Origin of the sequence: Diaphorobacter sp. MNS-0, from assembly GCF_019602835.1 — a bacterium.
GTDB lineage: Bacteria > Pseudomonadota > Gammaproteobacteria > Burkholderiales > Burkholderiaceae_C > Diaphorobacter > Diaphorobacter nitroreducens.
The window spans coordinates 1,588,313-1,611,138 of record NZ_CP080761.1 but is presented as its reverse complement, the minus strand read 5'-3'; the positions used below and the strand labels follow the sequence as shown (position 1 = coordinate 1,611,138).

The 22,826-nt window shown below is 68.3% G+C and carries 23 protein-coding genes; 13 read left to right on the top strand and 10 right to left on the bottom strand.

The features are described 5' to 3' along the window. Positions 1–13 precede the first annotated feature (13 nt). The 3 genes from K2L43_RS07805 (at position 14) to K2L43_RS07795 (ending at position 2,751) form a co-directional block, all read left to right on the top strand. The gene (locus K2L43_RS07805; RefSeq protein ID WP_220638805.1) at positions 14–1,318 is read left to right on the top strand and encodes a TRAP transporter large permease; all 1,305 of its coding nucleotides are present in this window, start codon (positions 14–16) and stop codon (positions 1,316–1,318) included. Between the two features lie 42 nt (positions 1,319–1,360). Continuing rightward, complete coding sequence (gene crcB, locus K2L43_RS07800; protein ID WP_015912991.1) at positions 1,361–1,756, top strand: fluoride efflux transporter CrcB; 396 nt, start codon at positions 1,361–1,363, stop codon at positions 1,754–1,756. 131 nt (positions 1,757–1,887) lie between these two features. Then, positions 1,888–2,751: a TIGR00730 family Rossman fold protein gene (locus K2L43_RS07795; RefSeq protein WP_011805687.1), complete on the top strand. Its 864-nt coding sequence runs from the start codon at positions 1,888–1,890 to the stop codon at positions 2,749–2,751. A 54-nt stretch (positions 2,752–2,805) separates the two neighbouring features. On the opposite strand, the gene K2L43_RS07790 is transcribed toward K2L43_RS07795, so the two are convergent. The 6 genes from K2L43_RS07790 to K2L43_RS07765 all read right to left on the bottom strand — a co-directional run bounded on the left by K2L43_RS07790 (position 2,806) and on the right by K2L43_RS07765 (position 10,187). Further along, complete coding sequence (locus tag K2L43_RS07790; protein ID WP_047349170.1) at positions 2,806–3,993, bottom strand: MFS transporter; 1,188 nt, start codon at positions 3,991–3,993, stop codon at positions 2,806–2,808. Position 3,994: 1 nt separating this feature from the next. Continuing rightward, complete coding sequence (rmuC, locus tag K2L43_RS07785) at positions 3,995–5,695, bottom strand: DNA recombination protein RmuC (RefSeq protein WP_220638804.1); 1,701 nt, start codon at positions 5,693–5,695, stop codon at positions 3,995–3,997. Between the two features lie 63 nt (positions 5,696–5,758). Continuing rightward, positions 5,759–6,763 carry a D-glycerate dehydrogenase gene (locus K2L43_RS07780; RefSeq protein ID WP_220638803.1) on the bottom strand — a complete coding sequence of 335 codons (1,005 nt, stop codon included), beginning with the start codon at positions 6,761–6,763 and terminating at the stop codon, positions 5,759–5,761. 79 nt (positions 6,764–6,842) lie between these two features. Beyond that, positions 6,843–8,258, bottom strand: a complete 1,416-nt coding sequence (locus K2L43_RS07775) for a sodium:proton antiporter (protein ID WP_220638802.1) — start codon at positions 8,256–8,258, stop codon at positions 6,843–6,845. A gap of 64 nt (positions 8,259–8,322) precedes the next feature. Further along, complete coding sequence (pncB, locus tag K2L43_RS07770) at positions 8,323–9,519, bottom strand: nicotinate phosphoribosyltransferase (protein ID WP_011805692.1); 1,197 nt, start codon at positions 9,517–9,519, stop codon at positions 8,323–8,325. Positions 9,520–9,698: 179 nt separating this feature from the next. Then, positions 9,699–10,187 (bottom strand): thioesterase family protein, encoded by a 489-nt coding sequence (locus K2L43_RS07765; RefSeq protein WP_015912986.1) that lies wholly within the window; start codon positions 10,185–10,187, stop codon positions 9,699–9,701. A gap of 265 nt (positions 10,188–10,452) precedes the next feature. Between K2L43_RS07765 and K2L43_RS07760 the strand changes: the two genes are divergently transcribed. Continuing rightward, positions 10,453–11,016, top strand: a complete 564-nt coding sequence (locus K2L43_RS07760; protein WP_103737538.1) for a phasin family protein — start codon at positions 10,453–10,455, stop codon at positions 11,014–11,016. A gap of 234 nt (positions 11,017–11,250) precedes the next feature. Here K2L43_RS07760 and K2L43_RS07755 read toward each other — a convergent pair whose 3' ends face one another. Beyond that, positions 11,251–12,654, bottom strand: a complete 1,404-nt coding sequence (locus K2L43_RS07755; protein ID WP_220638801.1) for an aspartate ammonia-lyase — start codon at positions 12,652–12,654, stop codon at positions 11,251–11,253. A gap of 407 nt (positions 12,655–13,061) precedes the next feature. Here K2L43_RS07755 and K2L43_RS07750 point away from each other — a divergent pair, with 407 nt between their 5' ends. The 3 genes from K2L43_RS07750 to K2L43_RS07740 all read left to right on the top strand — a co-directional run bounded on the left by K2L43_RS07750 (position 13,062) and on the right by K2L43_RS07740 (position 15,649). Continuing rightward, positions 13,062–13,853: a peptidoglycan DD-metalloendopeptidase family protein gene (locus tag K2L43_RS07750; RefSeq protein WP_348639064.1), complete on the top strand. Its 792-nt coding sequence runs from the start codon at positions 13,062–13,064 to the stop codon at positions 13,851–13,853. Further along, on the top strand, positions 13,850–14,506 hold the full coding sequence (locus K2L43_RS07745) for a pseudouridine synthase (RefSeq protein ID WP_220638800.1): 657 nt from the start codon (positions 13,850–13,852) through the stop codon (positions 14,504–14,506). The genes K2L43_RS07750 and K2L43_RS07745 overlap by 4 nt, the downstream gene beginning before the upstream one ends. Before the next feature lie 102 nt (positions 14,507–14,608). Continuing rightward, positions 14,609–15,649 carry a tetratricopeptide repeat protein gene (locus tag K2L43_RS07740; protein WP_220638799.1) on the top strand — a complete coding sequence of 347 codons (1,041 nt, stop codon included), beginning with the start codon at positions 14,609–14,611 and terminating at the stop codon, positions 15,647–15,649. A gap of 61 nt (positions 15,650–15,710) precedes the next feature. Here the strand turns inward: K2L43_RS07740 and K2L43_RS07735 are convergent, their stop codons facing one another. Then, a complete protein-coding gene (locus K2L43_RS07735; protein ID WP_220638798.1) occupies positions 15,711–16,385 on the bottom strand; it encodes a hypothetical protein in 675 nt (224 codons plus the stop codon). A gap of 88 nt (positions 16,386–16,473) precedes the next feature. Beyond that, positions 16,474–17,376 (bottom strand): EamA family transporter RarD, encoded by a 903-nt coding sequence (gene rarD / locus K2L43_RS07730; protein WP_220638797.1) that lies wholly within the window; start codon positions 17,374–17,376, stop codon positions 16,474–16,476. Between the two features lie 478 nt (positions 17,377–17,854). On the opposite strand from rarD, the gene K2L43_RS07725 reads away from it, so the two are divergent. Beyond that, positions 17,855–18,286 (top strand): thermonuclease family protein, encoded by a 432-nt coding sequence (locus K2L43_RS07725; protein WP_220638796.1) that lies wholly within the window; start codon positions 17,855–17,857, stop codon positions 18,284–18,286. Between the two features lie 59 nt (positions 18,287–18,345). Here K2L43_RS07725 and K2L43_RS07720 read toward each other — a convergent pair whose 3' ends face one another. Beyond that, positions 18,346–19,293 carry a DHH family phosphoesterase gene (locus tag K2L43_RS07720; RefSeq protein WP_220638795.1) on the bottom strand — a complete coding sequence of 316 codons (948 nt, stop codon included), beginning with the start codon at positions 19,291–19,293 and terminating at the stop codon, positions 18,346–18,348. Between the two features lie 144 nt (positions 19,294–19,437). Between K2L43_RS07720 and K2L43_RS07715 the strand changes: the two genes are divergently transcribed. From K2L43_RS07715 to K2L43_RS07695, 5 genes are all read left to right on the top strand, one after another. Continuing rightward, entirely contained in the window at positions 19,438–19,701 is a 264-nt protein-coding gene (locus tag K2L43_RS07715; RefSeq protein ID WP_231403416.1) for a hypothetical protein, read from the top strand. A 113-nt stretch (positions 19,702–19,814) separates the two neighbouring features. Continuing rightward, entirely contained in the window at positions 19,815–20,816 is a 1,002-nt protein-coding gene (locus K2L43_RS07710) for an IS1595-like element ISCsp2 family transposase (protein WP_011805960.1), read from the top strand. A 92-nt stretch (positions 20,817–20,908) separates the two neighbouring features. After that, the gene (locus K2L43_RS07705; protein ID WP_220638794.1) at positions 20,909–21,196 is read left to right on the top strand and encodes a hypothetical protein; all 288 of its coding nucleotides are present in this window, start codon (positions 20,909–20,911) and stop codon (positions 21,194–21,196) included. A gap of 44 nt (positions 21,197–21,240) precedes the next feature. Next, positions 21,241–21,999 (top strand): pseudouridine synthase, encoded by a 759-nt coding sequence (locus tag K2L43_RS07700; RefSeq protein WP_255580549.1) that lies wholly within the window; start codon positions 21,241–21,243, stop codon positions 21,997–21,999. Positions 22,000–22,223: 224 nt separating this feature from the next. Continuing rightward, on the top strand, positions 22,224–22,793 hold the full coding sequence (locus K2L43_RS07695) for an MgtC/SapB family protein (protein ID WP_103737531.1): 570 nt from the start codon (positions 22,224–22,226) through the stop codon (positions 22,791–22,793). The last annotated feature ends 33 nt before the right edge of the window (positions 22,794–22,826 follow it).

The window sequence follows — 22,826 nt, the reverse complement described above, 5'->3', positions numbered from 1 at the left end:
GGAAGACGCCTTCATGAGTGACCTTGCCATCACCGGCCTGTTGATCCTGTCGCTGTTCCTGATCCTGGGCAGCGGCGTGTGGATCGGGCTCACGCTCTCGGGCGTGGCCTGGATCGGCATGCAATTGTTTTCCTCGCGCCCCGCGGGCGACGCCATGGCGGTGACCATCTGGGGCTCCTCGTCGAGCTGGACGCTCACCGCCCTGCCCCTCTTCATCTGGATGGGCGAGATCCTGTTTCGCACGCGGCTGTCGCAAGACATGTTCAAGGGCCTGGCCCCGTGGGTGCAGGGCCTGCCCGGGCGGCTACTGCACACCAACGTGGTGGGCTGCACCATCTTTGCCGCCGTGTCGGGGTCCAGCGCCGCCACCTGCGCCACCATCGGCAAGATGACGCTGCCCGAGCTCACGCGCCGCGGCTACCCCGAGAAGATGGTCATCGGCACGCTGGCCGGCGCCAGCACGCTGGGCCTGCTGATCCCGCCCTCGATCATCATGATCGTCTACGGCGTGACGGCCGAGGTATCGATCTCCAAGCTGTTCATTGCCGGCGTGCTGCCCGGGGTGCTGCTGGCCGCGCTGTTCTCGGGCTACATCATGTTCTGGGCATTGCGCCACCCCGACCAGGTCCCAGCGGCAGACCGGCAGATGGGCCTGGTGGACAAGCTGCGCGAATCGCGCGCGCTGATTCCCGTGGTGCTGCTCATCGCCGCGGTGCTGGGCTCCATCTACACGGGCATCGCCACCGCCACCGAAGCCGCGGCCGTGGGCGTGGTGGGCTCGCTGGTGCTGTCCGCGGCGCAGGGGTCGCTGAACTGGGCGAGCTTTCGCGACGCGCTCATGGGCGCCACGCGGCTGTACTGCATGATCGCGCTGATCCTCGCGGGCGCGGCCTTTCTCACGCTGGCCATGGGCTACATCGGCCTGCCACGGCACCTGGCGGAATGGATCTCTTCGCTGGGGCTGAGCCAGGCGCAACTGGTGGTGGCGCTGGCCGTGTTCTACATCGTGCTGGGCTGCTTCCTGGACGGCATCTCCATGGTGGTGCTGACCATGGGCGTGCTGATGCCCACGGTGAGCGCAGCGGGCATCGACCCGATCTGGTTCGGCATCTTCGTCGTGCTGGTGGTGGAGATGGCGCAGATCACCCCGCCCGTGGGCTTCAACCTGTTCGTGCTGCAGGGCATGACGGGCAAGCAGCTGCCGTGGATCGCCCGCGTGACCGCTCCCATGTTCCTGCTGATGTGCGCGGCCGTCACGCTGATCTATGTGTTTCCGGGCATCGTGACCTGGCTCCCGCAGCAAATGACGGCGCGTTGACCAGGCCGCCGCCGCTCGGCAGCGCCTCCCTACAATGCGCCGATGTTCCACGTTCTTGCCATCTGCGCCGGTGCCTGCGCCGGCGCGCTCGCGCGCTGGCGGCTGGGCCTGTGGCTCAACACGCAGGGCGCGCTGCTGCCCTGGGGCACGCTCGCGGCCAACCTCATCGGCGGCTACCTCATCGGCCTGTGCCTGGCGCTGTTCCAGGCACTGCCGCAGTTGGACCCGGTATGGCGCGCGCTGCTCATCACGGGCTTTTTGGGGGCGCTGACCACCTTCTCCACCTTCTCGGCCGAAGTGGTCGGGCTGCTGCAGCAGCAGCGCCTGGCGCAGGCCCTGGGCCTGTGTGCGCTGCATGTGGCCGGCTCGCTGTGCATGACCTGGGCCGGGCTGCACAGCCTGCCCTGGCTGTGGGCGGGCGCGCGGCAAGGCGCTTGATCACTATTAATTTAATAGCTGCTAGCGCTTGATACATAAGCGCTACAGGCCATTTTCATTAAAATCCCCCCGCTACACTGCGCACCCCGGCGACTGCCCCACAGACAGCCGCCTCCACTGAAAAATCATCCATGCAAGCCAATACCGACCTTCAAGACAGCCGCCTGGCGCATGCCTGGGCCGAGCTGCACAACTACGCCGTTGCCGGCAATCCGCTGCACGCCGACGCCTACCGCCTCGCCTTCGCCGACCCCGAGTTCATGCTGCGCCGCGAGACGCGCGGCATCCGTTTTCAACTGGAACTGCTGAAGCCCGACCTGGGCCAGACGGCGCAGGGCATCGAGCACACCGTCGTGGTGTACGGCAGCGCACGCTTCATCTCGCCCGAAGCGGCCGAGCAGCAACTGGCCGATGCACGCGCCAGCGGCGATACCGAGCGCATTGCGCGCGCCGAGCGTGCGGTGAAGAACGCCTATTACTACGACCAGGCCCGCCAGTTCGCACGCCTGGTGGCCGAGTACAGCGAGAGCCGCCCGCCCGCCGAGCGCCTGTACATCTGCACCGGCGGCGGCCCGGGCATCATGGAGGCGGCCAACCGCGGTGCGCACGACGCAGGGGCACTCAACGTGGGCCTCAACATCTCGTTGCCGCACGAGCAAAGCGGCAACCGCTTCATCTCGCCCTCGCTGTCGTTCAAGTTCCACTATTTCGCGCTGCGCAAAATGCACTTCATGATGCGCGCCAAGGCCCTGGTGCTGTTCCCTGGCGGCTTCGGCACGCTGGACGAACTGTTCGAGGTGCTCACGCTGGTGCAGACCGGCAAGGCCAAGCCCGTGCCCATCGTGTTGTTCGGCGTGGCCTTCTGGAAGAAGCTGATCAACTTCGAGGCGCTCGTGGAGCAAGGCACGATCTCGCCCGAGGACCTCCAGCTGTTCCACTACACCGACGACCCAGCCGAGGCCTGGAGCATCATCCGCACGTTCTACGAACTCTGACCGCGCACCGGCGGCGCGGCGCACCCTGCGGACCGCCTTGCAAATCCAGGCCTGTCAGGGATGCGGCGGAGGGGCCGGCGCCTCGCCGCGCAACCGCCAGGCCACGCGCGCACCCAGCCCCACGGTGGCGCCCACGGCCCAGAACAGGCCACTCAGCCCCACCAGCGCGCTCGCGGTGCCAAACAGCAGCGGCATCACCACGCTGGAGCCGTTGATCGCCATCAGCCGCAGACCCAGTGCCTCGCCATGGCGGTGCGGGGGCGTGAGTTGGTGCAGCATGCTCATGATCATGGGCTGCACCGAGCCCAGCGCGAACCCCAGCAGCACCGAGCACGCTCCCAGCGTCACGGCCGTCGGCAGCAGCGGATAGACCGCGAACAGCAGTGCCGTCGCCACCATGGCGCCGGTGACCACGGTGGATTCGCGCAGCCGGTCGGCCACCAGCGGCATGAGCACGCGGATCACCGCGGCGGCAATCGCGAACGCGCCGAGGATGGAGCCGATCACCGAGGCCGACAGCCCCCGCTCATGCCCCAGCAGCGGCACCACGAAGGTGTGCACGTCCCAGCACGACGACAGCAGCCAGTTCACGATGAGCAGCCGCCGAAAGCCGGGCTCGGCCAGCAGGTCCCAGGCCCGCGCGCGCGTGCCGTCCTCCGCGGCCACCACTGGCGGCATCTCCTGCGTGCCGCGCACCCAGAACCAGGTGGCCAACGGCAATACCGCCATGAGCGCGAAGGCCGCGCGAAAGCCCATGGTCGCGCCCGCCTGCGCACCCGCGTGATCGATCAGCAGCCCCGCGCAGAACGGGCCCACGAAGTTGGACACCGCCGGCCCGATGGCCAGCCAGCTGAAGACCTGGCGCAGCTGCGTGCCGCCGTGCGCGGCGCGACCCACGTGGCGTTGCAAGGCGATCGTGGCAGCCCCCGTGGCGCCACCGGTGAGCAGTGCCGCAGCGCACAGCACCGCAAACGTCGGCCATACCAGCGCCGCGCCGGCACCCAGGACGGCCGCGACGACCGCGTGGCGCACCGGGCGCTTGAGCCCATGGCGGTCGGCATAGCGTCCCGCCGGCAGCGCCAGGAACACCTGCGTGAGCGCGAACAGCGCCAGCAGCACGCCCACGGCCGCCGCGCTGTAGCCCTCGCGCAGCGCCAGCAGCGGCGCGGCCATGCGCATGCCCGCCATGCTGGCGTGGATGCAGATCTGGCCAGCGATCAGCCGCGCAAGCGCCAGATTCAAGTCACTCGCCTTCGTCTTCGATCAGCAGGTCCGGCAAGGGTGCACCCTCTGCATCGCCCTGCCCCGCCGCCGGCTCCGGCGCGGGCAGCTCCTGCACGCCGCGCAGCTTGCGCTGGATGGCACGTGTGCGCACATCCACCTGCTCGAATTTCTTGGCCGCCGCGTCGATGGACTTGCGCGTGGCCTCCACCACGTCGCCGAACTTGGCGAACTCGGTCTTCACCTGGCCCAGCACGCTCCACACCTCGGACGAGCGCTTCTCGATGGCCAGCGTCTTGAAGCCCATCTGCAAGCTGCTGAGCATGGCCGCCAGATTGGCAGGCCCGGTGATCATCACGCGGCAGTCGTTCTGCACCGCCTCGACCAGCCCGGGGCGGCGCATGACTTCGGCAAACAGCCCTTCGGTGGGCAGGTAGAGCACCGCGAAGTCGGTGGTGTACGGAGGCGCCACGTATTTGCTGAAGATCTTCTTGGCTTCCAGGCGGATGGAGGATTCGAAGGCGTTGCCCGCCGCCGTGATCGCGAGCTTGTCCGCCGTGTCCTGCGCGTCCAGCAGGCGCTGGTAGTGCTCCACGGGGTACTTGGAGTCGATGGGCAGCCACACGGGCTGCTCGTCGCTCTTGCCCGGCAGGCGGATGGCAAACTCCACCAGATCGTCGCTGCCCGGCATGGTCTTGACGTTGCGGGCGAACTGCTCGGGCGTGAGCACGTTGTCGATGATCGCGCCCAGCTGCATTTCGCCCCAGGTGCCGCGCGTCTTCACGTTGGTCATCACGCGCTTCAGGTCGCCGACGCTGCCGGCCAGCGTCTGCATCTCGCCCAGGCCCTTGTGCACCTGCTCCAGCCGGTCGCTCACCAGCTTGAAGGACTCGCCCAGGCGCTGCTCCAGCGTGGCGTGCAGCTTTTCGTCCACGGTGCGGCGCATCTCCTCCAGCTTGGCGGCGTTGTCGCCCTGGATGGCGGCCAGGCGCTCGTTGAGCGCGCCCCGCAGCGCCTCGGCATTGTTCTGGCTGCTGGCGACCAGGCCGGACAGCTGCTGCCCCATGGACTCCTGCAGGGCCGAGAACTGGCTGCGCAACTGGTGCGTGGTGCCTTCCAGCTGGTCGCGCAGCGCGCCCGACATGGTGCCCAACTGGCCCTGGATGTCGCCCTTGAGCGAGTCCAGCGTGCCGCGCGTGGTGCCGCTCAGCGCCTCGAAGCGCTCCTGGATGCGCTGGCCGAAGAGCTGCGTGCTCTCGGCCATGGCGTCGCGCGACTTGAGGCTGTCGGCCGCCAGCGCCTGCGCCGTCTGGCTCAGCTCGGCACGAAAGGCGGCCAGCGCATCCGCCTGCTCCTTGCGGGCCACGGCGGCATCGGCGCGCGCCTGCGCCAGGTGCTGCTCCAGACGCGACTGCAGCGCGGCAAACGACGCCTGCAGCTCGCCGCGGCTGGTGCGCGACTCCTGCGCGGCCAGCGCCAGCCGCTCGTCCAGCAGGGCCTGCGTGGTCTGGGTGAACCCGCGCAGCTGCTGGGCCATGGCATCGAGGGCACCATCATTCTTGGCCACGGCCAGCTGCGTGGCCTGCACCGAAGATTCCAGCGTCTGCAGGCGCACCAGCCATTCGGGCGGCAGGTCAACGCGCGGGCGGCGCAACAGCAGCACCGCCAGCAACGCCACGGTGAGCACCAGTAAAACCAGTGCTGCAGTCATTTCCAATGTCATTTTTCCACTATCAAAAAAATAGCTTCCAGCGCTTGTCTATCAAGCGCTACAGGCTGATTTCATTCAAATCTTGCCCAGCGTGCTCACCGGCGTGTTGACGGGCGTGTTGACGGGCGTGAGGGCGCCCCGCCCCTCGAAGAACGCGATCAGGTTGTCCACCGCCTTGTGCGCCATGGCCAGGCGTGTGGGCACGGTGGCGCTGGCAATGTGCGGGGTGAGCACCACGTTGGGCACTTCCAGCAACGCGGGGTGCACCGCGGGCTCGCCTTCGAATACGTCCAGCCCTGCGGCAGCGATGCGACGGTCTTTCAAAGCCTGGGCCAGCGCCGCGTCATCCACGATGCCGCCGCGCGCGATGTTGATCAGCGTGGCCGTAGGCTTCATGCGCGCGATCTCGGCCGCGCCGATGGCGTGGTGCGACTCGGGCGTGTAGGGCAGCACCAGCACGAGGTGGTCGGCCTGGGCCAGCAGCTCGTCCTTGCCCACGTAACGCGCCTTGCATTCGGCCTCCAGCGCGGGCGACAGGCGCGAGCGGTTGTGGTAGATCACGTTCATGCCAAAGCCATGCGCCCCACGCTTGGCAATGCCCTGCCCGATGCGGCCCATGCCCAGGATGCCCAGCGTGCTGCCATGCACCTCGCAGCCGGCGAACATGTCGTAGCTCCAGCGCGTCCACTGGCCGGCGCGCAGGTAATGCTCGCTCTCCGTGATGCGCCGCGCCGTGGCCATGAGCAGCGCAAAGCCGAAATCGGCCGTGGTCTCGGTCAGCACGTCGGGCGTGTTGGTGCCCTGCACGCCGGCGGCGGTCATCGCGGCGATGTCGAAGTTGTTGTAGCCCACCGTCATGTTGGCCGCGATGCGCAGCTGCGGGCAGGCGGCCAGCAGCTCGGCGTTCACCGGCTGAGTGCCGGTGAGCAACGCGCCGTCCTTGCCCTGCAGCCGCTCGATGAGCTCGGCCTGCGTCCACAGGTTGTCGTCCTGGTTGGCATACACCTCGAAATGCTGCGTCAGGCGCTCAATGACCTCGGGGAAGATCTTGCGCGCGACGAGGATGTGGGGCTTGGACATGGGAAGTGCTCCTTTCGGTCAGGTGTCGGCAGCCTGAACGCGGGGCCGTGCCGAGGCACCCCGCGGTTCAGGCCCGGGCTCATTGCAACCAGATGAAGGTCATCACGACGAACAGCGGCACCAGGATGCCGCACGACCACAGCATGTAGCCGAAGAAGCTGGGCATCTTCACGCCGCGGTCCTCCGCAATCGCCTTGACCATGAGGTTGGGCGCGTTGCCGATGTAGGTGTTGGCGCCCATGAACACGGCGCCCGCCGAGATGGCGGCCAGCGTGGCGGCATGCGTGGTCATCAGCGTGGCCGCATCGCCGCCGGCCGTGTTGAAGAACACCAGGTAGGTGGGCGCGTTGTCCAGGAACGAGCTGAGCAGGCCGGTGGCCCAGAAATACATCGCCGGATCGGGCGAGCCGTCGGGCCGCGTGACGGCGGAGACGATGGCGCCGAAAGGCCCGTTCACGCCGGCCTTGAGCATGGCAATGACGGGAATGATGGTCAGGAAGATGCCCGCGAACAGCTTGGCCACCTCCTGCATCGGGCCCCAGCCGAACTGGTTGTCTGCATGCACTTGCCGCGGCGTCAGCGCCAGCGATGCCACGGTCACCGCGATCAGCCCCGCATCGCGCACCAGGCCGGGCAGGCCCAGCGGCGTGCCGGCTATCACCCATTCCACGGGCGACTTCCAAATGCCGCTGAGCAGCACCAGCCCCACCACAGCCAGCAGCAGCACGAAATTGATCTTGCCGTCAAAACCCAGCGCGGCCGGTGCCGAATCGGGGGTGGGGTCGGTGCGGCTGACTTCACCCGCCTGGCGGTAGTACCAGCTGTCCATTACATAGAACAGCACCAGCAGCACGCCGATGAGGAACAGCGTTTCCGGAAACACGTGCCGCGCCGTCCAGGAGAAATCCACGCCCTTGAGGAAGCCCAGGAACAGCGGCGGATCGCCCAGCGGCGTGAGCGAGCCGCCGGCGTTGGAGACGATGAAGATGAAGAACACCACCACGTGCGCCACATGCTTGCGGTTGTCGTTGGCGCGGATCAGCGGACGGATCAGCAGCATGGACGCGCCCGTGGTGCCCATGAAGCTGGCCAGCACCGCGCCCACGGCGAGAAAGCCGGCATTCAGGGCCGGGCTGCCGTGCAGATTGCCACGGATATAGATACCACCGGCCACGGTGAACAGCGCCGTGAGCAGGATCACGAAGGGCAGGTATTCCGCGACCAGCGCATGCGCGAAGCCCGCCGCCGCCACGCCGGGGCCAAAGACCACGGCAAACGGCACCAGAAACGCCAGCGCCCACGCGGCGGTGACCTTGCCGAAGTGGTGGTGCCAGAACAGCGGCGCCAGCAACGGCAGCAGCGCAATGCTCAACAGCACGCCGGCAAACGGGACACCCCACAGCACCGACAGCTGGCTGCCGTCGATCTCCGCCGCCCCCGCCAGCGCGGGTGCCAGGCACAGCAGCCCAAGGGCCAGGGTGCGGATGGGGTTCATGGACAGGTCTCCTCGGGTCGTTCTTGGGAAAGTTGAAATGCCGCCGGCGGCGCCAGGCGCGCGCTCACTGCGGCGAGGGAATCTCGAACACCTGGCGCAGGTAAGCCAGGTATTTCTCGTCGTTGCACATGTTCTTGCCGGGTGCGTCCGACAGCTTGGCCACGGGCTGGCCGTTGCAGCGCGTCATCTTGATCACGATCTGCAGTGGCTCGTAGCCCAGGTCGTTGGTCAGGTTGGTGCCGATGCCGAACGCCAACTGGCAGCGGCCGTTGAAGCGCTGGTACAGCTCGATGATGCGAGGCACGGTCAGCGCGTCGCTGAAGATCAGCGTCTTGGTCAACGGGTCCACGCGGTTGTCGCGGTAGTGCTGCAGCAGCCGCTCGCCCCATGCGAAGGGATCGCCGCTGTCGTGGCGCGCGCCATCGAACAGCTTGCAGAAGTACAGGTCGAAGTCGCGCAGGAAGGCGCTCATGCCGTACACGTCGGACAGCGCGATCCCCAGGTCGCCGCGGTATTCCTTGGCCCACATCTCGAAGCCGAACACCTGGCTGTCGCGCAGCCGCGGGCCGAGGGACTGGCAGGCCTGCAGGTATTCGTGCGCCATGGTGCCCAGCGGCGTCACGCCCAGCTTCATTGCGTACAACACGTTGCTCGTGCCCGCAAACTGCCCCGGCGCGCCGCGCCGGTCGTCAGAGCCCAGGCGCACGCACAGAACGCGCAGCACCTCCTCGTGCCAGGCGCGCGAAAAGCGCCGACGCGTGCCGTAGTCGGCAATCTTGAGACTGTCCAACCCCGGCTGCTGCAGCTGGCCGATCTTGGCTTCGAGCCGGCGGCGCCCCTCGGGAAAGTCGGGCACCTTCTGCGTGTTGCGGAAGTACACCTCGTTCACGATCGCCAGCACCGGGATCTCGAACAGGATGGTGTGCAGCCAGGGCCCGGTGATGGTGATGTCGATCTCGCCCGAGGGCAGCGCGCTCACGCGGATGTACTTCTCGTTGAGGCGAAACAGCCCCAGGAAGTCGACGAAGTCGCTCTTGATGAAGCGCAGCGAGCGCAGGTAGGCCAGCTCCGCGTCCTGGAACTGCAGGCTGCACAACGCGCGGATCTCGTCGCGGATCTCGCTGACGAAGGGCGCCAGCTCCACACCCGGGTTGCGGCACTTGAAGCGGTACTCCACCTGCGCGCCCGGAAACTGGTGCAGCACCACCTGCATCATGGTGAACTTGTACAGGTCGGTGTCGAGCAGGCTGGTGATGATCATGGATGCGCGCGGGGCAGACTGTCCCGCTACTGGACATGGCGATGGGGATTCGCCGCGCCGCCACACACGCGTGGCCGGGCCGGCGAGCCCCTGATTCTGGCATCAACCCACCCGGGCCGCCGCGAACCGGCGCGCAGCCCCGGCAGCCCTCAGGGAAAGCCGGCGCGCCGCGCTCGCGATCAACGCGCCACGCACAAGGGCTGCAGTGCCTGGCGCAGCCGATCGGGCAGCGCACGCGGACGGCGGTCGTCCCGTCCCACGTACACATGCACGAAGTGGCCGCAAGCCGCACTCATGGCCTCGCCCTGGGCGAACAGGCCGACCTCGTAGCGCACGCTCGTGTCACCCAGCCGCGCCACACGGATGCCGGCGTCGATGGTTTGCGGGAACGCCAGCGACGCGAAATAGTTGCACTGCGTCTCGATGACCAGCCCGATGGTGTCGCCGTGATGGATGTCCAGCGCGCCCTGCTCGATCAGGTAGGCGTTCACCGCGGTGTCGAACCAGCTGTAGTACACGACGTTGTTCACATGGCCATAGACGTCGTTGTCCATCCAGCGTGTACCAATGGAGCGAAACACCGCGTAGGCCTCGCGCGGCTGCGGCCGGGGCCGCTGGGCCGTGCCTGCAGCGCCTGCCGCACCTGAGGGAGAGAGGGACGTGTTCATGAGGCGCTGATTCTGCCAGCGGCCAGCGGCGGCCTCCCCTTGTCCCCTGTCTTCGTAATAGGCAGCGCGCAGTCCACCGCCGGTCCAGATGTAACCAACAGAACTTTGGGAGTTGCCCCTAAAAATGCTGCATTGCAACAAAAATGCTTGCGCCTATCGACAGGATCCCTAAAATTCGGCTCATGCTGCACTGCAACATGACGCACAGGTCAGTCAGGGCAGATGTCTCAACCCGCCCATCCCGGGCATCCAATGGAGATATGACATGTCGCTGACCCCTGAGCAAATCCTCGCTTCCCACAAGGCCAACCTGGAGACCCTGTTCGGCCTGACGAACAAGGCCTTCGAGGGCGTGGAGAAGCTCGTCGAACTGAACGTGACCGCCTCGCGCGCCGCCCTGGCCGAAGCCGCCAGCCACACCCAGGCCGTGCTGTCCGCCAAGGACGCACAAGAGCTGCTCGCACTGCAAGCCAGCCTGTTCCAGCCCCTGGCCGAAAAGGCCGTGGCTTACAGCCGCCACCTGTACGACATCGCTTCCGGCACGGGCGCCGAGTTCGGCAAGACCTTCGAAGCACAGGCCGCAGAAGTGCAGCGCAACTTCACCAACCTGGTGGACAGCGCCGCCAAGAACGCCCCCGCTGGTTCCGAGACCACCGTCGCCGTCTTCAAGAGCGCTGTGTCTGCCGCCAACAACGCCTTCGAGTCGGTGCAAAAGGCCGTGAAGCAGGCCAGCGATGTGGCCGAAGCCAACTTCAACGCCGTGGCCAGCTCTGCCGCCACCGCTGCCAAGACGGCGACCGCCGCAACCGCTGCTCCCCGCAAGCGTTGAGTGAATCGCTGCCACGTCGCTGGCAGATTACAGGGTTTACCCCTATAATTCACTCACTGGCCCGGCGATGGGAATGAACGTCGCAGGGCCCTCCAGTTGTCTCCTTGGATCCTCTCGAAACTCTGGTTTCTTGGATCCCTTCAAGCCCAGTCCCTGACTGGGCTTTTTTTTGGGCGGATGACCGCCGCGGCCTACCGGCGCCTTCGGCAGCAGCCGAGGCCCCGGCAGCGCCCCTCAATCAGCGGCCTGGATGGCGCCCGCCTGCGTGAGGCGCTCGGCCACCAGCAGCTTGTGCATTTCGGCCTGGGTCATGATGCCCAGGTCCTCGGCCACCACGGCAATCGGCTTACCCGTGGCAATGGCCGACTTGGCGATGGCAGCCGCCTTCTCGTAACCGATCAGCGGGTTGAGCGCGGTCACCAGCGTCACCGACGCGGCGATGCGTTCCGTCAGCAGCCCCTGGTTGGCCACGATGCCCTCCACGCAGTTCACCTGCAGGGTTTGGCAGGCCCTGGCCAGGTGGTGCAGGCTCTTGTGCAGCGCCCAGCCCATCAGCGGCTCGAAGGCGTTGAGCTGCAGTTGGCCCGCTTCGGCAGCCATGGTGATGGCGGCGTCGTTGCCGATCACTTCGAAGCACACCTGGTTCATCACCTCGGGGATCACGGGGTTGACCTTGCCGGGCATGATGGACGAGCCCGCCTGGCGCGCGGGCAGCTGGATATCGCCCACGCCGGCCTGCGGGCCCGAGGACAGCAGGCGCAGGTCGTTGCTGATCTTGGAGAGCTTGGCGGCGATGCGCTTGAGCACGCCCGAGATGTCAACGAAGGCCCCCGTGTCCGACGTGGCGGCGATCAGGTTGGCCGCGGCCTTGACCGGCACGCCCGACAGCCGCGCCAGCTCGGGGATGACCACGTCCACGTAGCCGACGGGCGCGTTGATGCCGGTGCCGATGGCGGTGCCGCCCATGTTCACCTCGGTCATCAGGTAGGCGGACTCGCGCAGGCGGCGCTCATCGTCGGCAATCATGGCGGCGAAGGCGGCGAACTCCTGGCCCAGCGTCATGGGCACGGCATCCTGCAACTGGGTGCGGCCGATCTTCAGGATGCCCTTGAATTCCTCGGCCTTGGCCTCGAACGCGCCGCGCAGGGCCGACAGGGCCTTGAGCAGCGTCTCGATACCGAAATAGGTGGCGATCTTCAGCGCCGTGGGGTAGGCATCGTTGGTGCTTTGCGATGCGTTGACGTGATCGTTCGGGTGGATCGTGTCATAGCGGCCTTTGGGCAATCCCAGGTGCTCCAGGGCACGGTTGGCGATCACCTCATTGGCGTTCATGTTCGTGGAGGTGCCGGCACCGCCCTGGATCACGTCCACGACGAACTGGTCGTGCAACTGTCCGGCGATCAGGTCGTCGCAGGCTTGGGCAATGGCGTGGGCTTGGGTTGCGTTGATCGCGCCCAGCTGCAGATTGGCGTGGGCGGCGGCCTTCTTGACGAAGGCAAAGGCCCGGATCAACTCGGGCATGTGGGCCACGGTGTGGCCGGTGATGGGAAAGTTTTCTACGGCACGAGCGGTGTGGACGCCCCAATACGCGTCCGGGGGAATGGTCTTGATACCGATGAAGTCATGTTCTTGACGCATGGTCGATCTGCTTTCTAGCGAAATGGAATAAACAAAAGGGGAACAAAGCCAGGCCCCAAGTGAAAACACCGCCTGAGGTGCAGGCGGTGCTTGGTGGGTGCAGCCGTAGAGCGCCCTGGAGCCGGGCGCGCACCTTGTGGGCGCAAGTGCCGTGCCAGACGTGGCAATGCCCCGGGCACCATGGCGCCGAGGGCATTGGGTGCGGATTATGGACCACTGCCTCGCACGCGCATGAGAACCTTAGCTTTGCGCATAACCATGCCCACGCGGCGGGCAGGCGCCGGCCACGAGCGCTCTACACTGCGGCCGTGCCATTTCCTTGCGACCCCACTTTTCCGCCCCTTTCCCCCTCAGGCGCACGGCGCCGCACGCTGCTGCAGGCGCTGGGCCTCGCCCTGGCGCCCGGCATGCCCGCGCTGGTCCTGGCGGGCACCGCCCAGCAATGGCCGCAGGCCCTGGCCGTGCCCGGGGGCGTGGCCCGGCTGTCGCTGGGCCCCGCGGCCGATCGGCCGGTGGTGCACGCGGGCGACATCCCGGTGCTGGTGCTGGGCGATGCGATCGAGTGGACGGCCATCGTCGGCATCCCGCTGGCCGCGCCTACGGGCGAGGCCGAGGTGACGGTACAGGCCACGCCGACCGCACCGGCGCGGCGCGTGCCTTACCGCGTGGCAGCCAAGCAGTACCGCGAGCAGCGCCTGACCGTGGCACCGCGCACGGTGGATCTGGCACCCGAAGACCTGGCCCGCCACGAGCGTGAGCGCGCCCACCAGCAGCACGTCATGGCCACCTTTTCAACGCCCCTGCCAGAGGGACTGCAGATGCGTCAGCCCGTGCCGGGACGGCGCTCCAGCAGCTTCGGTCTGCGGCGCGTGTTCAACGGCCAGGCGCGCAATCCGCACAGCGGCATGGACATTGCCGCCGCCACGGGCACCCCTGTCGCCGCGCCGCTGGCGGGCCGGGTGATCGATGTGGGCGACTATTTCTTCAACGGCGGCACCGTGTGGCTGGACCATGGCGGCGGCCTGCTCAGCATGTACTGCCACCTCAGCCGCATGGAGTGCCAGGTGGGTGACGTACTGCGCACGGGCGATGCGTTCTGCAGGGTAGGGGCCACCGGCCGCGTGACCGGCCCGCACCTGCACTGGGGCGTGATGCTCAACCGCACCATGGTGGACCCGGCCCTGTTCCTGCCCGCATGAGCACGCCCCCTGCCCCACGCCCGCGCCTAGCGCTGCGCCGCCCCGCGGCCGCGGCCGCGCTGGCGCCCGCCCCCCAGCGCGCGGCGCGGCTGCTGCGCTTCAACAAGCCCTATGGCGTGCTGAGCCAATTCACGCCCGAGGGGCGCTGGCGCGGGCTCCAGGACTTCATCGACGTGCCCGGCGTCTATGTGGCGGGGCGGCTCGATGCCGACAGCGAGGGGCTGCTGCTGCTCACCGACGACGGGGCGCTGCAGGCACGCATCAGCGATCCGCGCCACAAGATGGAGAAGACCTACTGGGTGCAGGTGGAGGGCATTCCTGACGAGGCCGCGCTGCAGGCCCTGCGCCATGGCGTGCAGCTCGGCGACGGCCCCACCCTGCCCGCACGCGTGCGCCGGCTGGAGCCGCCCCCCGCCCTCTGGGAGCGCGATCCGCCCATCCGCGTGCGCCAGAACATTCCCGACTGCTGGATCGAACTCATCATCCGCGAAGGCCGCAACCGCCAGGTGCGCCGCATGACCGCCGCCGTGGGCCACCCCACGCTGCGGTTGGTGCGCGCGGCCATCGGCCCCTACGCCCTGGACGGGCTGGAGCCGGGCTGCTGGCAGCCCGCCAGCCCGCCCTCGCCAGTGCCGCACCACCGCAAAAAGTAGAGCTGCTGGCGCTTTCCTGCATTGGCTTTGCGCCGGATTCTTCACTTACGCTCAGCACCCTCCACCCAGCAGCGACAATCGCGGCGGGAGGAACTGAACACCATGACCACAAACCCTGGCGACGGCCTGTCCCTCGCCCCGCTCGACCCCGCGCCCACGCAACCCGCGCCTGCTGCGGCCTCATCGCACGTCGCACGCACCTGCCCACGCTGCCATTACACGCGCCAGGCCAGCGACACCGCCCCCGCCTGGCAATGCCCGCGCTGCGCGGTGGTCTACGACAAGGCCACGCCGCGCCCACGCGCACGCGCGGGCCACGATGAAGATGACGATACCCAGCCCGTCCCGCTGGACCCGCGCCGCGCCCGGGCCAGCGCGGGTCTGCCCTGGGCCTGGATCGCCCTGGGCAGCGCCGTGCTGGCCGGGGCCGCGCTGCTGGGCTGGAAGTGGAACGGCGAGCGCCAGCGCAGCGCCCAGCAGGAGCAACGCGCCGCCAGCGACAGCCGCGCCGCCGATGTCAGCCAGGCCCGCGCCGTGCAGGACGGGCGGGCGCGCATCGATGCACTGGAACACCAGTGGCGCATGGGCGAAGGCGCCCAGGCGCTGCCTGCCGTGCGCGCGCTGGCCGATGAGGGCGAGCCGCGGGCCATGGTGCTGCTGGGCTCCATGCTGCTGGGTGGCAGCAGCTACCGCAACGCCATCGGCCAGCCGCTGGACCCGGCCGAGGCGCTGCAATGGCTGGAGCGCGCCGCCCGCGCGGGCGATGCCACCGCCGCCGTGCGCCTGGGGGGTCTGTATGAGCGCGGTGAACATGTGCCGCGCCAGCCCTCACTGGCCGAGAACTGGTACCTGCGTGCGGCGCGCCAGGGCGACGGCGCGGGCCTGTACAGCCTGGGCATGCTCTACGCGCGGGGCGCCGATCCCGTAAGCCAACGCCCCGTCCCCGCGTGGATGCTGCTCACGCTGGCCGAACGCGCCTCGCGCGCCACGCCGGAGCGCGACGCGCTGCTGACCGAGCAGCACTACCCGTCCAGCGCCCGTGCAGGCCTGGTCCGCCTCAAGGACAAGCTGCATCCCAGCGACATTGCCGAGGCCGAGCGTCTGGCCGACGCCTGGAAGCCCGGCCAGCCGCTGGGCTTCTAGCGCGGCACGCGCCCGCCAGCGCCACGGGCGGCCTGCACGGTGTGCAGTGCGCCGAGCGGCGCTAGCGCTTGCGCCACCAGACGACCAGCGCGAGGAACACCACACCCGTGAGCAGCGGCACGGCGGACATGAGCAGCTCGACGAACGAGCTGCGCCGCATGCCGGACCACACCTCCACGCGCACGCCGTCCAGCCGCAGGTTGCTCGCGCCCGCGAACTCCAGCGCCGGCGCCACCTTGCGGTCCTCCTTGAAGCTCACTGGCCCGGCCGTGCCCGCCAGCTGCAGCACCTGGCCCGCGCGCGTGCCCGTCCCGAACGCAGCGCCCTGCACCATCGACAGGCGCGTGCCGTTGTCCGTGTCCCAGCCGGCCATCCAGCGCGTGAGACCCTCGCCGTCGGCCTGGGCCACGCCGGCCACGTGCACCACCAGCGTGTAGGGGTTGCCGCTGGCGGGCAGGTCCAGCGCGCGCGGCGCCTTCCAGGCCACCGTTTCGGAGAAAAAGCCCGCGGGCTTGCTGCCGGCCGTCTTGTCTTGGTGGCGCGCCAGCCGCGCCAGGTCTTCGGGCGTCAATTCGAACGACTCCACCAGGCGCTTGCCCCAGGCGGTGGACGCGTCGCGCGCGCCCGCGGGCGTGGCGGGCAGCGCCAGCAGGCCAGCGGTGGCCAGGGCGAAGCACACGCCCGCCGCAGAAAAGACGCGCAAACGCTGGCGCGGACAGGACACGGTGGCGTGCATGTGGGGGCTCCCTCGGGTGGCTGTGCGGTGCTGCGAATGGCACCGTTTGCATCGATTTTAATAGCTGCCAGCGCTTGATGGACGGGCGCTAGAGCGGTTTTTTGTCTTGAACCTGCACGGCCGGGCGGCGCAGGCGCAGTGCGCCGTCCAGCACCAGCAGAGCCACGGCGGCGAAAATGGGGCCGTAGGTGGGCCACTGCGCCGCGCCGATGCTCTCGCCCAGCGCCAGCGCCACCAGCGCCAGCAGCACCGGCTCCACATAGCTCAAGAGACCAAACAAGCCCAGCGGCAGCAGGCGGCTGGCGGCCATGTACAGCGCCAGCGCCACGGCGCTGAGCACGCCCAGGACGGGCACCATCGCCCATAGGTGCGCATGCTCCAGCACCAGCGGCAGGGACGACGGCACGCGCACCACGAACCACAGCGCCGCGGGCACCAGCAGCAGCATGTCCAGCCAATGGCCGCCCAGGTGGTCGGTGCCCAGGCGCCGGCGCATCACGAAATACGCGGTGTAGCCCAGTGCGACCAGCCAGGTCTCCCACGACATGCCGCCGGCGCGCAACACCTCGTGCAGCACACCTGCACCCGCCAGTGCCGTGGCCAGCCACTGCAGGTGCGACAGCCGCTCGCGGTACAGCACCCGCCCGGCCAGCACCATCACCAACGGCAGCAGGAAGTAGCCCAGCGACACCGGCAGCGCCCGCCCGTGCAGCGGCGCCCATAAAAACAGCCACAGCTGCACGCCCAGCATGGCGGCGCTGGCCAGCAGCCCCAGCGCCAGCAGCGGCTGCCGCCACGCGCGCGCAGCCAGCAGGCGCACGCGCGGCCACTGCCCGCGCGCCAGCAGCAGCGCCGTGGTGAACGGCAGCGTGCACAGCACGCGCCAGCCGAAGATCTGCTCGCCATCCAGCGGCGCCAGCGCCGGTGCCAGGTAATACATGGCGCCGAACAGAACGGACGCGACGATGGACGCAACAAGACCTTGGATCACAACGGCAGCAGGTGGACAAGAAACGATGCGGGAAACCCGGCGACAACGCAGCGTCGCCGCCTCGGGCAAGACACAACAAGCACGCATCCGGACGAGGACAGCAGGCAGGCACCCGAACGAGGTAAGGGCAGACCTTCGCCCGCGTGCGACCCGCGATTGTCGGCCATTGGCGCATGCCCCGCCGCCGCACCACTTATGCCCACCGCCTGTGGGCGGCCCTGTGGACAACCGCCGGGACAACCGCGCGCAAGCCGCGCCGGCATTGGGCTGCAGCGCATCGCTCATTTTTTAGGCAACCGGTACGGGCAAGGCCGCGAGGCCGCGCGGACCGGCAAGCGCGCATCACACGCGGTTATAGTGCGCGCCCTTGCGGCGTCACCGTGCGACACCGGCGCGGCCGCAGCGGCCGCATGCCCACACGCCACCGTCACCGCCACCGCCACCGCGCTTTTATCCGCTCTTCACCTCTGCCCCACCCGTGTCTGCTGCCGCCCTCCTCTGCCTTGTGATTGCCATCAGCGATGGCGACACGCTCACCGTGCGTTGCGGCACGCCGGGGGCCTGGCGCCCGCAGCGCGTGCGCGTGGTGGCGATCGACGCGCCCGAGAGCCGCCAGGCCTTCGGCCAGCGCGCGCGCCAGAACCTGGCGCGCCTGTGCTTTCGCCAGCAGGCCGCCCTGCGCACGCTGGGCCGCGACGACTACGGCCGCACGCTGGCGCATGTGCGCTGCCAGGGGCAGGACGTGGGCACGGCCCAGGTGCGCGCCGGCCTGGCCTGGGTTTATGCCCCCCAGGCCCAGCGCTACCCCCACCTGGTGGCGCTGCAGCGCCAGGCACGCACCAGCCAGACCGGGCTGTGGTCGCAGCCGCGCCCGCAGGCACCCTGGGACTACCGGCGCCGGCAGCGGTAGGCGACTATCATTTCAATAGCTGCTCACGCTTATCCATCAAGCGCTACGGGCCATTTCGGCTAAAAATTCACACCCGTTCCATTGGCCTGGAACACGCCTGACAGCAACTGCGCCAGCCGCTCGCCAGGCAGGCGAAAGCCGCAGGCCTGGGCATGGCCGCCACCGCCCATGCTCACGGCCAGGGGCGAGCAGTCATAGCCGCGCTGCGAGCGCAGGCCTACCTTGACCTGCCCGTCCTTGCCCACCACCCACATCAGCGCGAAGGTGCCGCTCTGGCGCGACAGCAACTCGCCCACCAGGCTGTGGAAGGCGCCGGGCGCATTCACCATCAGCCCGGCCTCGCCGTTGAACACCAGCGGCTGTGCGCCGCCCGCCACGTCCTGCGCCAAATGGCGGAACTTCTCGTCCATGGCCTGCCCGCGCGCGACGAAGGCCGCCGTCTCGGCGGGCGTGAAGTCGGCGATCTGCTGCCAACGGGCGAAGTCGAACGGCTCCATGTCCAGCGCCGCCACGTAGCCCGCGGTGTCGGGGTACTGCCAGGCCCACAGGTCGCGGTCTTCCACGTGGCGCACCAAGGCGGGCAGTGGTGCGTCACGGTGGAAAAACTCCCACGCCAGGCGCGCGCCAGACTTGCCCATGTCGAAGTGCAGGCCCCCGCAGCGGCAGGCAAAGCCCTCCAACTGCTCGGCCGCGCTCTTGTGGTGGTCCAGCAGCACCAGCCGGGCGGCACGCGCGTCGATGGCGGCGAGCAGGTCGGGCGCAAACGCAAAGTCCAGCACATAGACGGCCCGCCCCTGCAGCGACGGCAGGTCGTCCACGGTGGCCACCTGCCCGTGGGTCAGCCCCAGGCATTCGACCTGACCGCCATAAAAGCGCCAGGCGGCCAGCGCGGCGGCAAAACCGTCGGCGCAGCGGCCGTGGTACAGCACCAGCGGGTGCGGGTCGTCCCGCTGCGGCGCGGCCAGCAGCGACAGGGGCAGGAAGGTGGAGCGCGAAGACACAGTCATGGCGGGATTGTCGGTCAGCGCACGGCACCGAACTGCCTACTTGAGAACGGGGCCTTTGTTGTACCGGCCTCGCCCCAGGGGCCACAATAACCCCGTCCGCCGCACCGTTTGCGCGGCGCAGCACCGGGAGCCAGTCACATGCCCATGGAACTTCTCCGTCAACTTGCGCAGCGGGACCAGTTTCCCGCCCCCGTCGTCGGTGAGGCAGAGGTGGACAAGCTGCGTGTCCTGCGCGCTGCGGGCATGGTGCAGGCTGAACTGCCCGGCGAAGGCGAATCCGTACGCTCCGCACGCGTCATCACCATCACCGGGCTGGGCCGGGCCACCCTGCGCGCCCAGGCGGCCCGCGAATTCATCGCCCGGCGCGACCGACTCCCCGGCACGCCCCTCTCCACCGCCAAGGCGTAGCGCGCCCGCGTCGCCTGCGGGAGCTCCTGGCCGCTGCAGCCCCCGCCACTGTTATCATGGCTGTACAAACATAAGGGGTATCTATTTAGCTCCAGTGACGTGAGAATAGCTGGATGGAAACCCAGATGCTAACGCCAACTCCTGGACGGGACTACCCCCGCACCTGGAACGAATTTCTTGACTGGTTTGCCACCGAAGAGGCTTGCCAGGCGTTCCTGGAGAAGCTTCGGTGGCCCCAAGGCTTCGTCTGCCCGCGTTGCGGCAACGCTGGCGATGTGTACCGCGCCAGCCGCACCCGCCTGATGTGCCGCTCATGCCAGTACCAAGGCACAGTGACATCTGGAACCATCTTTGACAAGACGCGCACACCGCTGCGTGTCTGGCTGGCTGCAGCTTGGTACCTGACCAATCAGAAACAAGGCGTGAGCGCCCTGGGGCTGCAGCGCGTATTGGGTTTGGGGAGCTACCAGACCGCCTGGACCATGCTGCACCGGTTTCGACGTGCCATGGTCCGCCCGGGCCGGGACAAGCTCAAGGGGCTTGTGGAGGTGGATGAAACGTACCTGTCCATCACGGATCGCAAGAATCCCGCCACCCCTGCAGGGCGCAAGAGCAGCACCACCAAAGTGTTGATGGTCATGGCGGTGGAGATCGTGGAGCCCAAGGGGTTTGGGCGCATCCGGTTACGCCGCATTGACCGAGACGCCGCCACCCACGTAATCCCCTTTGTGCAGGAGGTGGTCGAGCCTGGAGCCCAGGTACGCACGGATGGTTCGGCGGCATACCGCGCTCTGGGAGAACTGGGTTACACCCACCAGCGCACCGTCATGCTCGGCTCAGGCGTACCTGCCCATGTCTCCATGGCGGGAGTGCACCGGGTCGCCTCACTGGTACAGCGCTGGGTGCTGGGAACACATCATGGCTCTGTACAGCCAGACCACCTGGACGCCTATCTCGATGAATTCGTGTTCCGTTTCAACCGGCGCACATCCAGCTCACGCGGGATGCTGTTTTACCGCTTGCTGCAGCAAGCGGTGGTTACGCCGCCAGTGACGTATGGGGATGTCGTGAGCAAGAACACCGGGGAGAGCCAATCGGATACCATTGCTGGATGAAATCACAGTATCAATGGGGCTGCTGGAGCTAAATAGATACCCCTTACAAACATCCAGTTAACACCCTATCGCCACGCAACGGCCACATCACCATGGGACTTGACCAGATTGCCATCGCCCTGCTGGGTGCCACCGCCGCCTGGCTGTCGCAGGCGCGCAGAACGGCGCTGCGCCGCTGGGCCTGCATCTTCGGGCTGCTGGGGCAGCCGTTCTGGTTCTACGCCTCGTGGAAGGCCGAGCAGTGGGGCCTCTTTACCGTGTCCATCATCTACATGGGCGCGTGGCTGCGCGGCCTGTGGGTGTACTGGCTCACCTCGCAGCAGGACCCGCCCCATTCGGGCCTGAGTACCATCCAGCTCACCCCGGGGCGCAACCCCTGACGCCCGCGCACCCTCCGCTGCGCCTGCTGTGGCAGGACGCGCACATGGTGGCCGTTTTCAAGCCGGCGGGCTGGCTGGTGCACCGCACAGGTCTGGACGCAGGCGAAACGCGCTTCGTGATGCAGGCGCTGCGCGACCAGATCGGCCAGCACGTCTACCCCGTGCACCGGCTGGACAAGGGCACCTGCGGCGTGCTCGTCATGGCCCTGCTCCCCGCCGCCGCGCGGGCCCTGGCCGACGCCTTCGCCCGGCATGCCGTGCGCAAGCAGTACTTGGCGCTGGTACGCGGCTGGGCACCGGCGCAGGCCGAAGTGGACCACCCGCTGCGCCCCGACGACGCGCCGCCCGACGCCCCCACCCAGCCTGCCCACACGCGCCTCATGCGCCTGGCGCGGCTGGAGCTGCCCGAGTCCAGCGACCCCCGCTTTGCCACGACGCGCGCATCGCTGGTGCTGGCCGAGCCGACCACGGGGCGCCGCCACCAGATCCGCCGCCACCTCAAGCATCTGGCCCACCCCATCCTGGGTGACGCCACCCACGGCAAAGGGCCGCTCAACCGTTGGTGGGCACAGCGCCTCGGCCTGCACCGCCTGTGGCTGCATGCGTGGCAGCTCAGCCTGCCCCACCCCGCAGACGGCCGCCTGGTCACGCTGCACAGTGGATTGCAGTGGCCCGCTGCCAGAGCATCCACCACCGCCAGCGCACCCACGCCGCCAAACGCGGCCGCAGCGCCCGATTGGCAGCAACACATCTGGACCCTGCCCTGGCAGCAGGACATCGAAGACGCGCTACCAAAAGAGTAGCTTTTCGCGCTTACCTAGCAAGCGCTACCGGCCAATTTTTATCTAACGCCCTGCAGCTTTTCGGAGCATCCCGCCACCCGGCCGTGTCCTACCCACAGGAGCGGCGGCCGCCGCTGCCCACCCCTGTCTGCGCGCTTCACACAGGCGGCCATGCACCGTGCAGCGCCCCACGCTTTCCTCCCCGCTTTGCCCCTTTCTCGCCTGGTCTTCAGGCGTGGCACGCCATGACCGGCTGGTGGGCTGACGCCCTGGCCGTGGCCGCCCACGAGTTCTCGGACATTGGCGACCCCCAGCAAACCACGCGGGTGGTCTTGCGCATGGGCGTGGCCGCGCTGCTGGGCGGCCTGCTGGGGTGGGAGCGCGAGCAGGCCGGCAAGGCCGCAGGCATGCGCACCCACATGCTGGTGGCCATGGGCGCCGCGTTGTTCGTGCTCGTCGCGCAGCAGGCGGGCATTGCCCCGGCGGACAACAGCCGTGTGCTGCAAGGGGTGATCGCCGGCATCGGCTTCCTGGGCGCGGGCACCATCCTGAAGGGCGACGCGGAAAGTCAGGTCAAGGGCCTGACCACCGCAGCCGGCATCTGGCTTACGGCCGCCATCGGCGTGGCTGCGGGCCTGGGGCGTGAGAGCACGGCCATCCTGGCCACGCTGCTGGCAGTGGTGGTGCTGTGGGTGATTCCGCTGGTACAGCGCGTCGCCCCGACGGACCCGGGCCAGCCCGCGGCTCGACGCAAACGCCTGCGGCGCAAAACGCGCGCTGGTCTGACAGCCGACACGCCGCAGGATGGCCTGTAATGCGGTAGGGGGCACCCGTCCCCCTTTTGACCG

What these genes read in the sequence shown, in the direction of transcription:
- K2L43_RS07805 (WP_220638805.1), top strand. Translation starts at nt 14, where the DNA reads ATGAGTGACCTTGCCATCACCGGCCTGTTGATCCTGTCGCTGTTCCTG.
- crcB (WP_015912991.1), top strand. Translation starts at nt 1,361, where the DNA reads ATGTTCCACGTTCTTGCCATCTGCGCCGGTGCCTGCGCCGGCGCGCTC.
- K2L43_RS07795 (WP_011805687.1), top strand. Translation starts at nt 1,888, where the DNA reads ATGCAAGCCAATACCGACCTTCAAGACAGCCGCCTGGCGCATGCCTGG.
- rmuC (WP_220638804.1), bottom strand. Translation starts at nt 5,695, where the DNA reads ATGACATTGGAAATGACTGCAGCACTGGTTTTACTGGTGCTCACCGTG.
- K2L43_RS07780 (WP_220638803.1), bottom strand. Translation starts at nt 6,763, where the DNA reads ATGTCCAAGCCCCACATCCTCGTCGCGCGCAAGATCTTCCCCGAGGTC.
- K2L43_RS07775 (WP_220638802.1), bottom strand. Translation starts at nt 8,258, where the DNA reads ATGAACCCCATCCGCACCCTGGCCCTTGGGCTGCTGTGCCTGGCACCC.
- pncB (WP_011805692.1), bottom strand. Translation starts at nt 9,519, where the DNA reads ATGATCATCACCAGCCTGCTCGACACCGACCTGTACAAGTTCACCATG.
- K2L43_RS07765 (WP_015912986.1), bottom strand. Translation starts at nt 10,187, where the DNA reads ATGAACACGTCCCTCTCTCCCTCAGGTGCGGCAGGCGCTGCAGGCACG.
- K2L43_RS07760 (WP_103737538.1), top strand. Translation starts at nt 10,453, where the DNA reads ATGTCGCTGACCCCTGAGCAAATCCTCGCTTCCCACAAGGCCAACCTG.
- K2L43_RS07755 (WP_220638801.1), bottom strand. Translation starts at nt 12,654, where the DNA reads ATGCGTCAAGAACATGACTTCATCGGTATCAAGACCATTCCCCCGGAC.
- K2L43_RS07750 (WP_348639064.1), top strand. Translation starts at nt 13,062, where the DNA reads ATGCCCGCGCTGGTCCTGGCGGGCACCGCCCAGCAATGGCCGCAGGCC.
- K2L43_RS07745 (WP_220638800.1), top strand. Translation starts at nt 13,850, where the DNA reads ATGAGCACGCCCCCTGCCCCACGCCCGCGCCTAGCGCTGCGCCGCCCC.
- K2L43_RS07740 (WP_220638799.1), top strand. Translation starts at nt 14,609, where the DNA reads ATGACCACAAACCCTGGCGACGGCCTGTCCCTCGCCCCGCTCGACCCC.
- K2L43_RS07735 (WP_220638798.1), bottom strand. Translation starts at nt 16,385, where the DNA reads ATGCACGCCACCGTGTCCTGTCCGCGCCAGCGTTTGCGCGTCTTTTCT.
- K2L43_RS07720 (WP_220638795.1), bottom strand. Translation starts at nt 19,293, where the DNA reads ATGACTGTGTCTTCGCGCTCCACCTTCCTGCCCCTGTCGCTGCTGGCC.
- K2L43_RS07715 (WP_231403416.1), top strand. Translation starts at nt 19,438, where the DNA reads ATGGAACTTCTCCGTCAACTTGCGCAGCGGGACCAGTTTCCCGCCCCC.
- K2L43_RS07710 (WP_011805960.1), top strand. Translation starts at nt 19,815, where the DNA reads ATGGAAACCCAGATGCTAACGCCAACTCCTGGACGGGACTACCCCCGC.
- K2L43_RS07705 (WP_220638794.1), top strand. Translation starts at nt 20,909, where the DNA reads ATGGGACTTGACCAGATTGCCATCGCCCTGCTGGGTGCCACCGCCGCC.
- K2L43_RS07700 (WP_255580549.1), top strand. Translation starts at nt 21,241, where the DNA reads ATGGTGGCCGTTTTCAAGCCGGCGGGCTGGCTGGTGCACCGCACAGGT.
- K2L43_RS07695 (WP_103737531.1), top strand. Translation starts at nt 22,224, where the DNA reads ATGACCGGCTGGTGGGCTGACGCCCTGGCCGTGGCCGCCCACGAGTTC.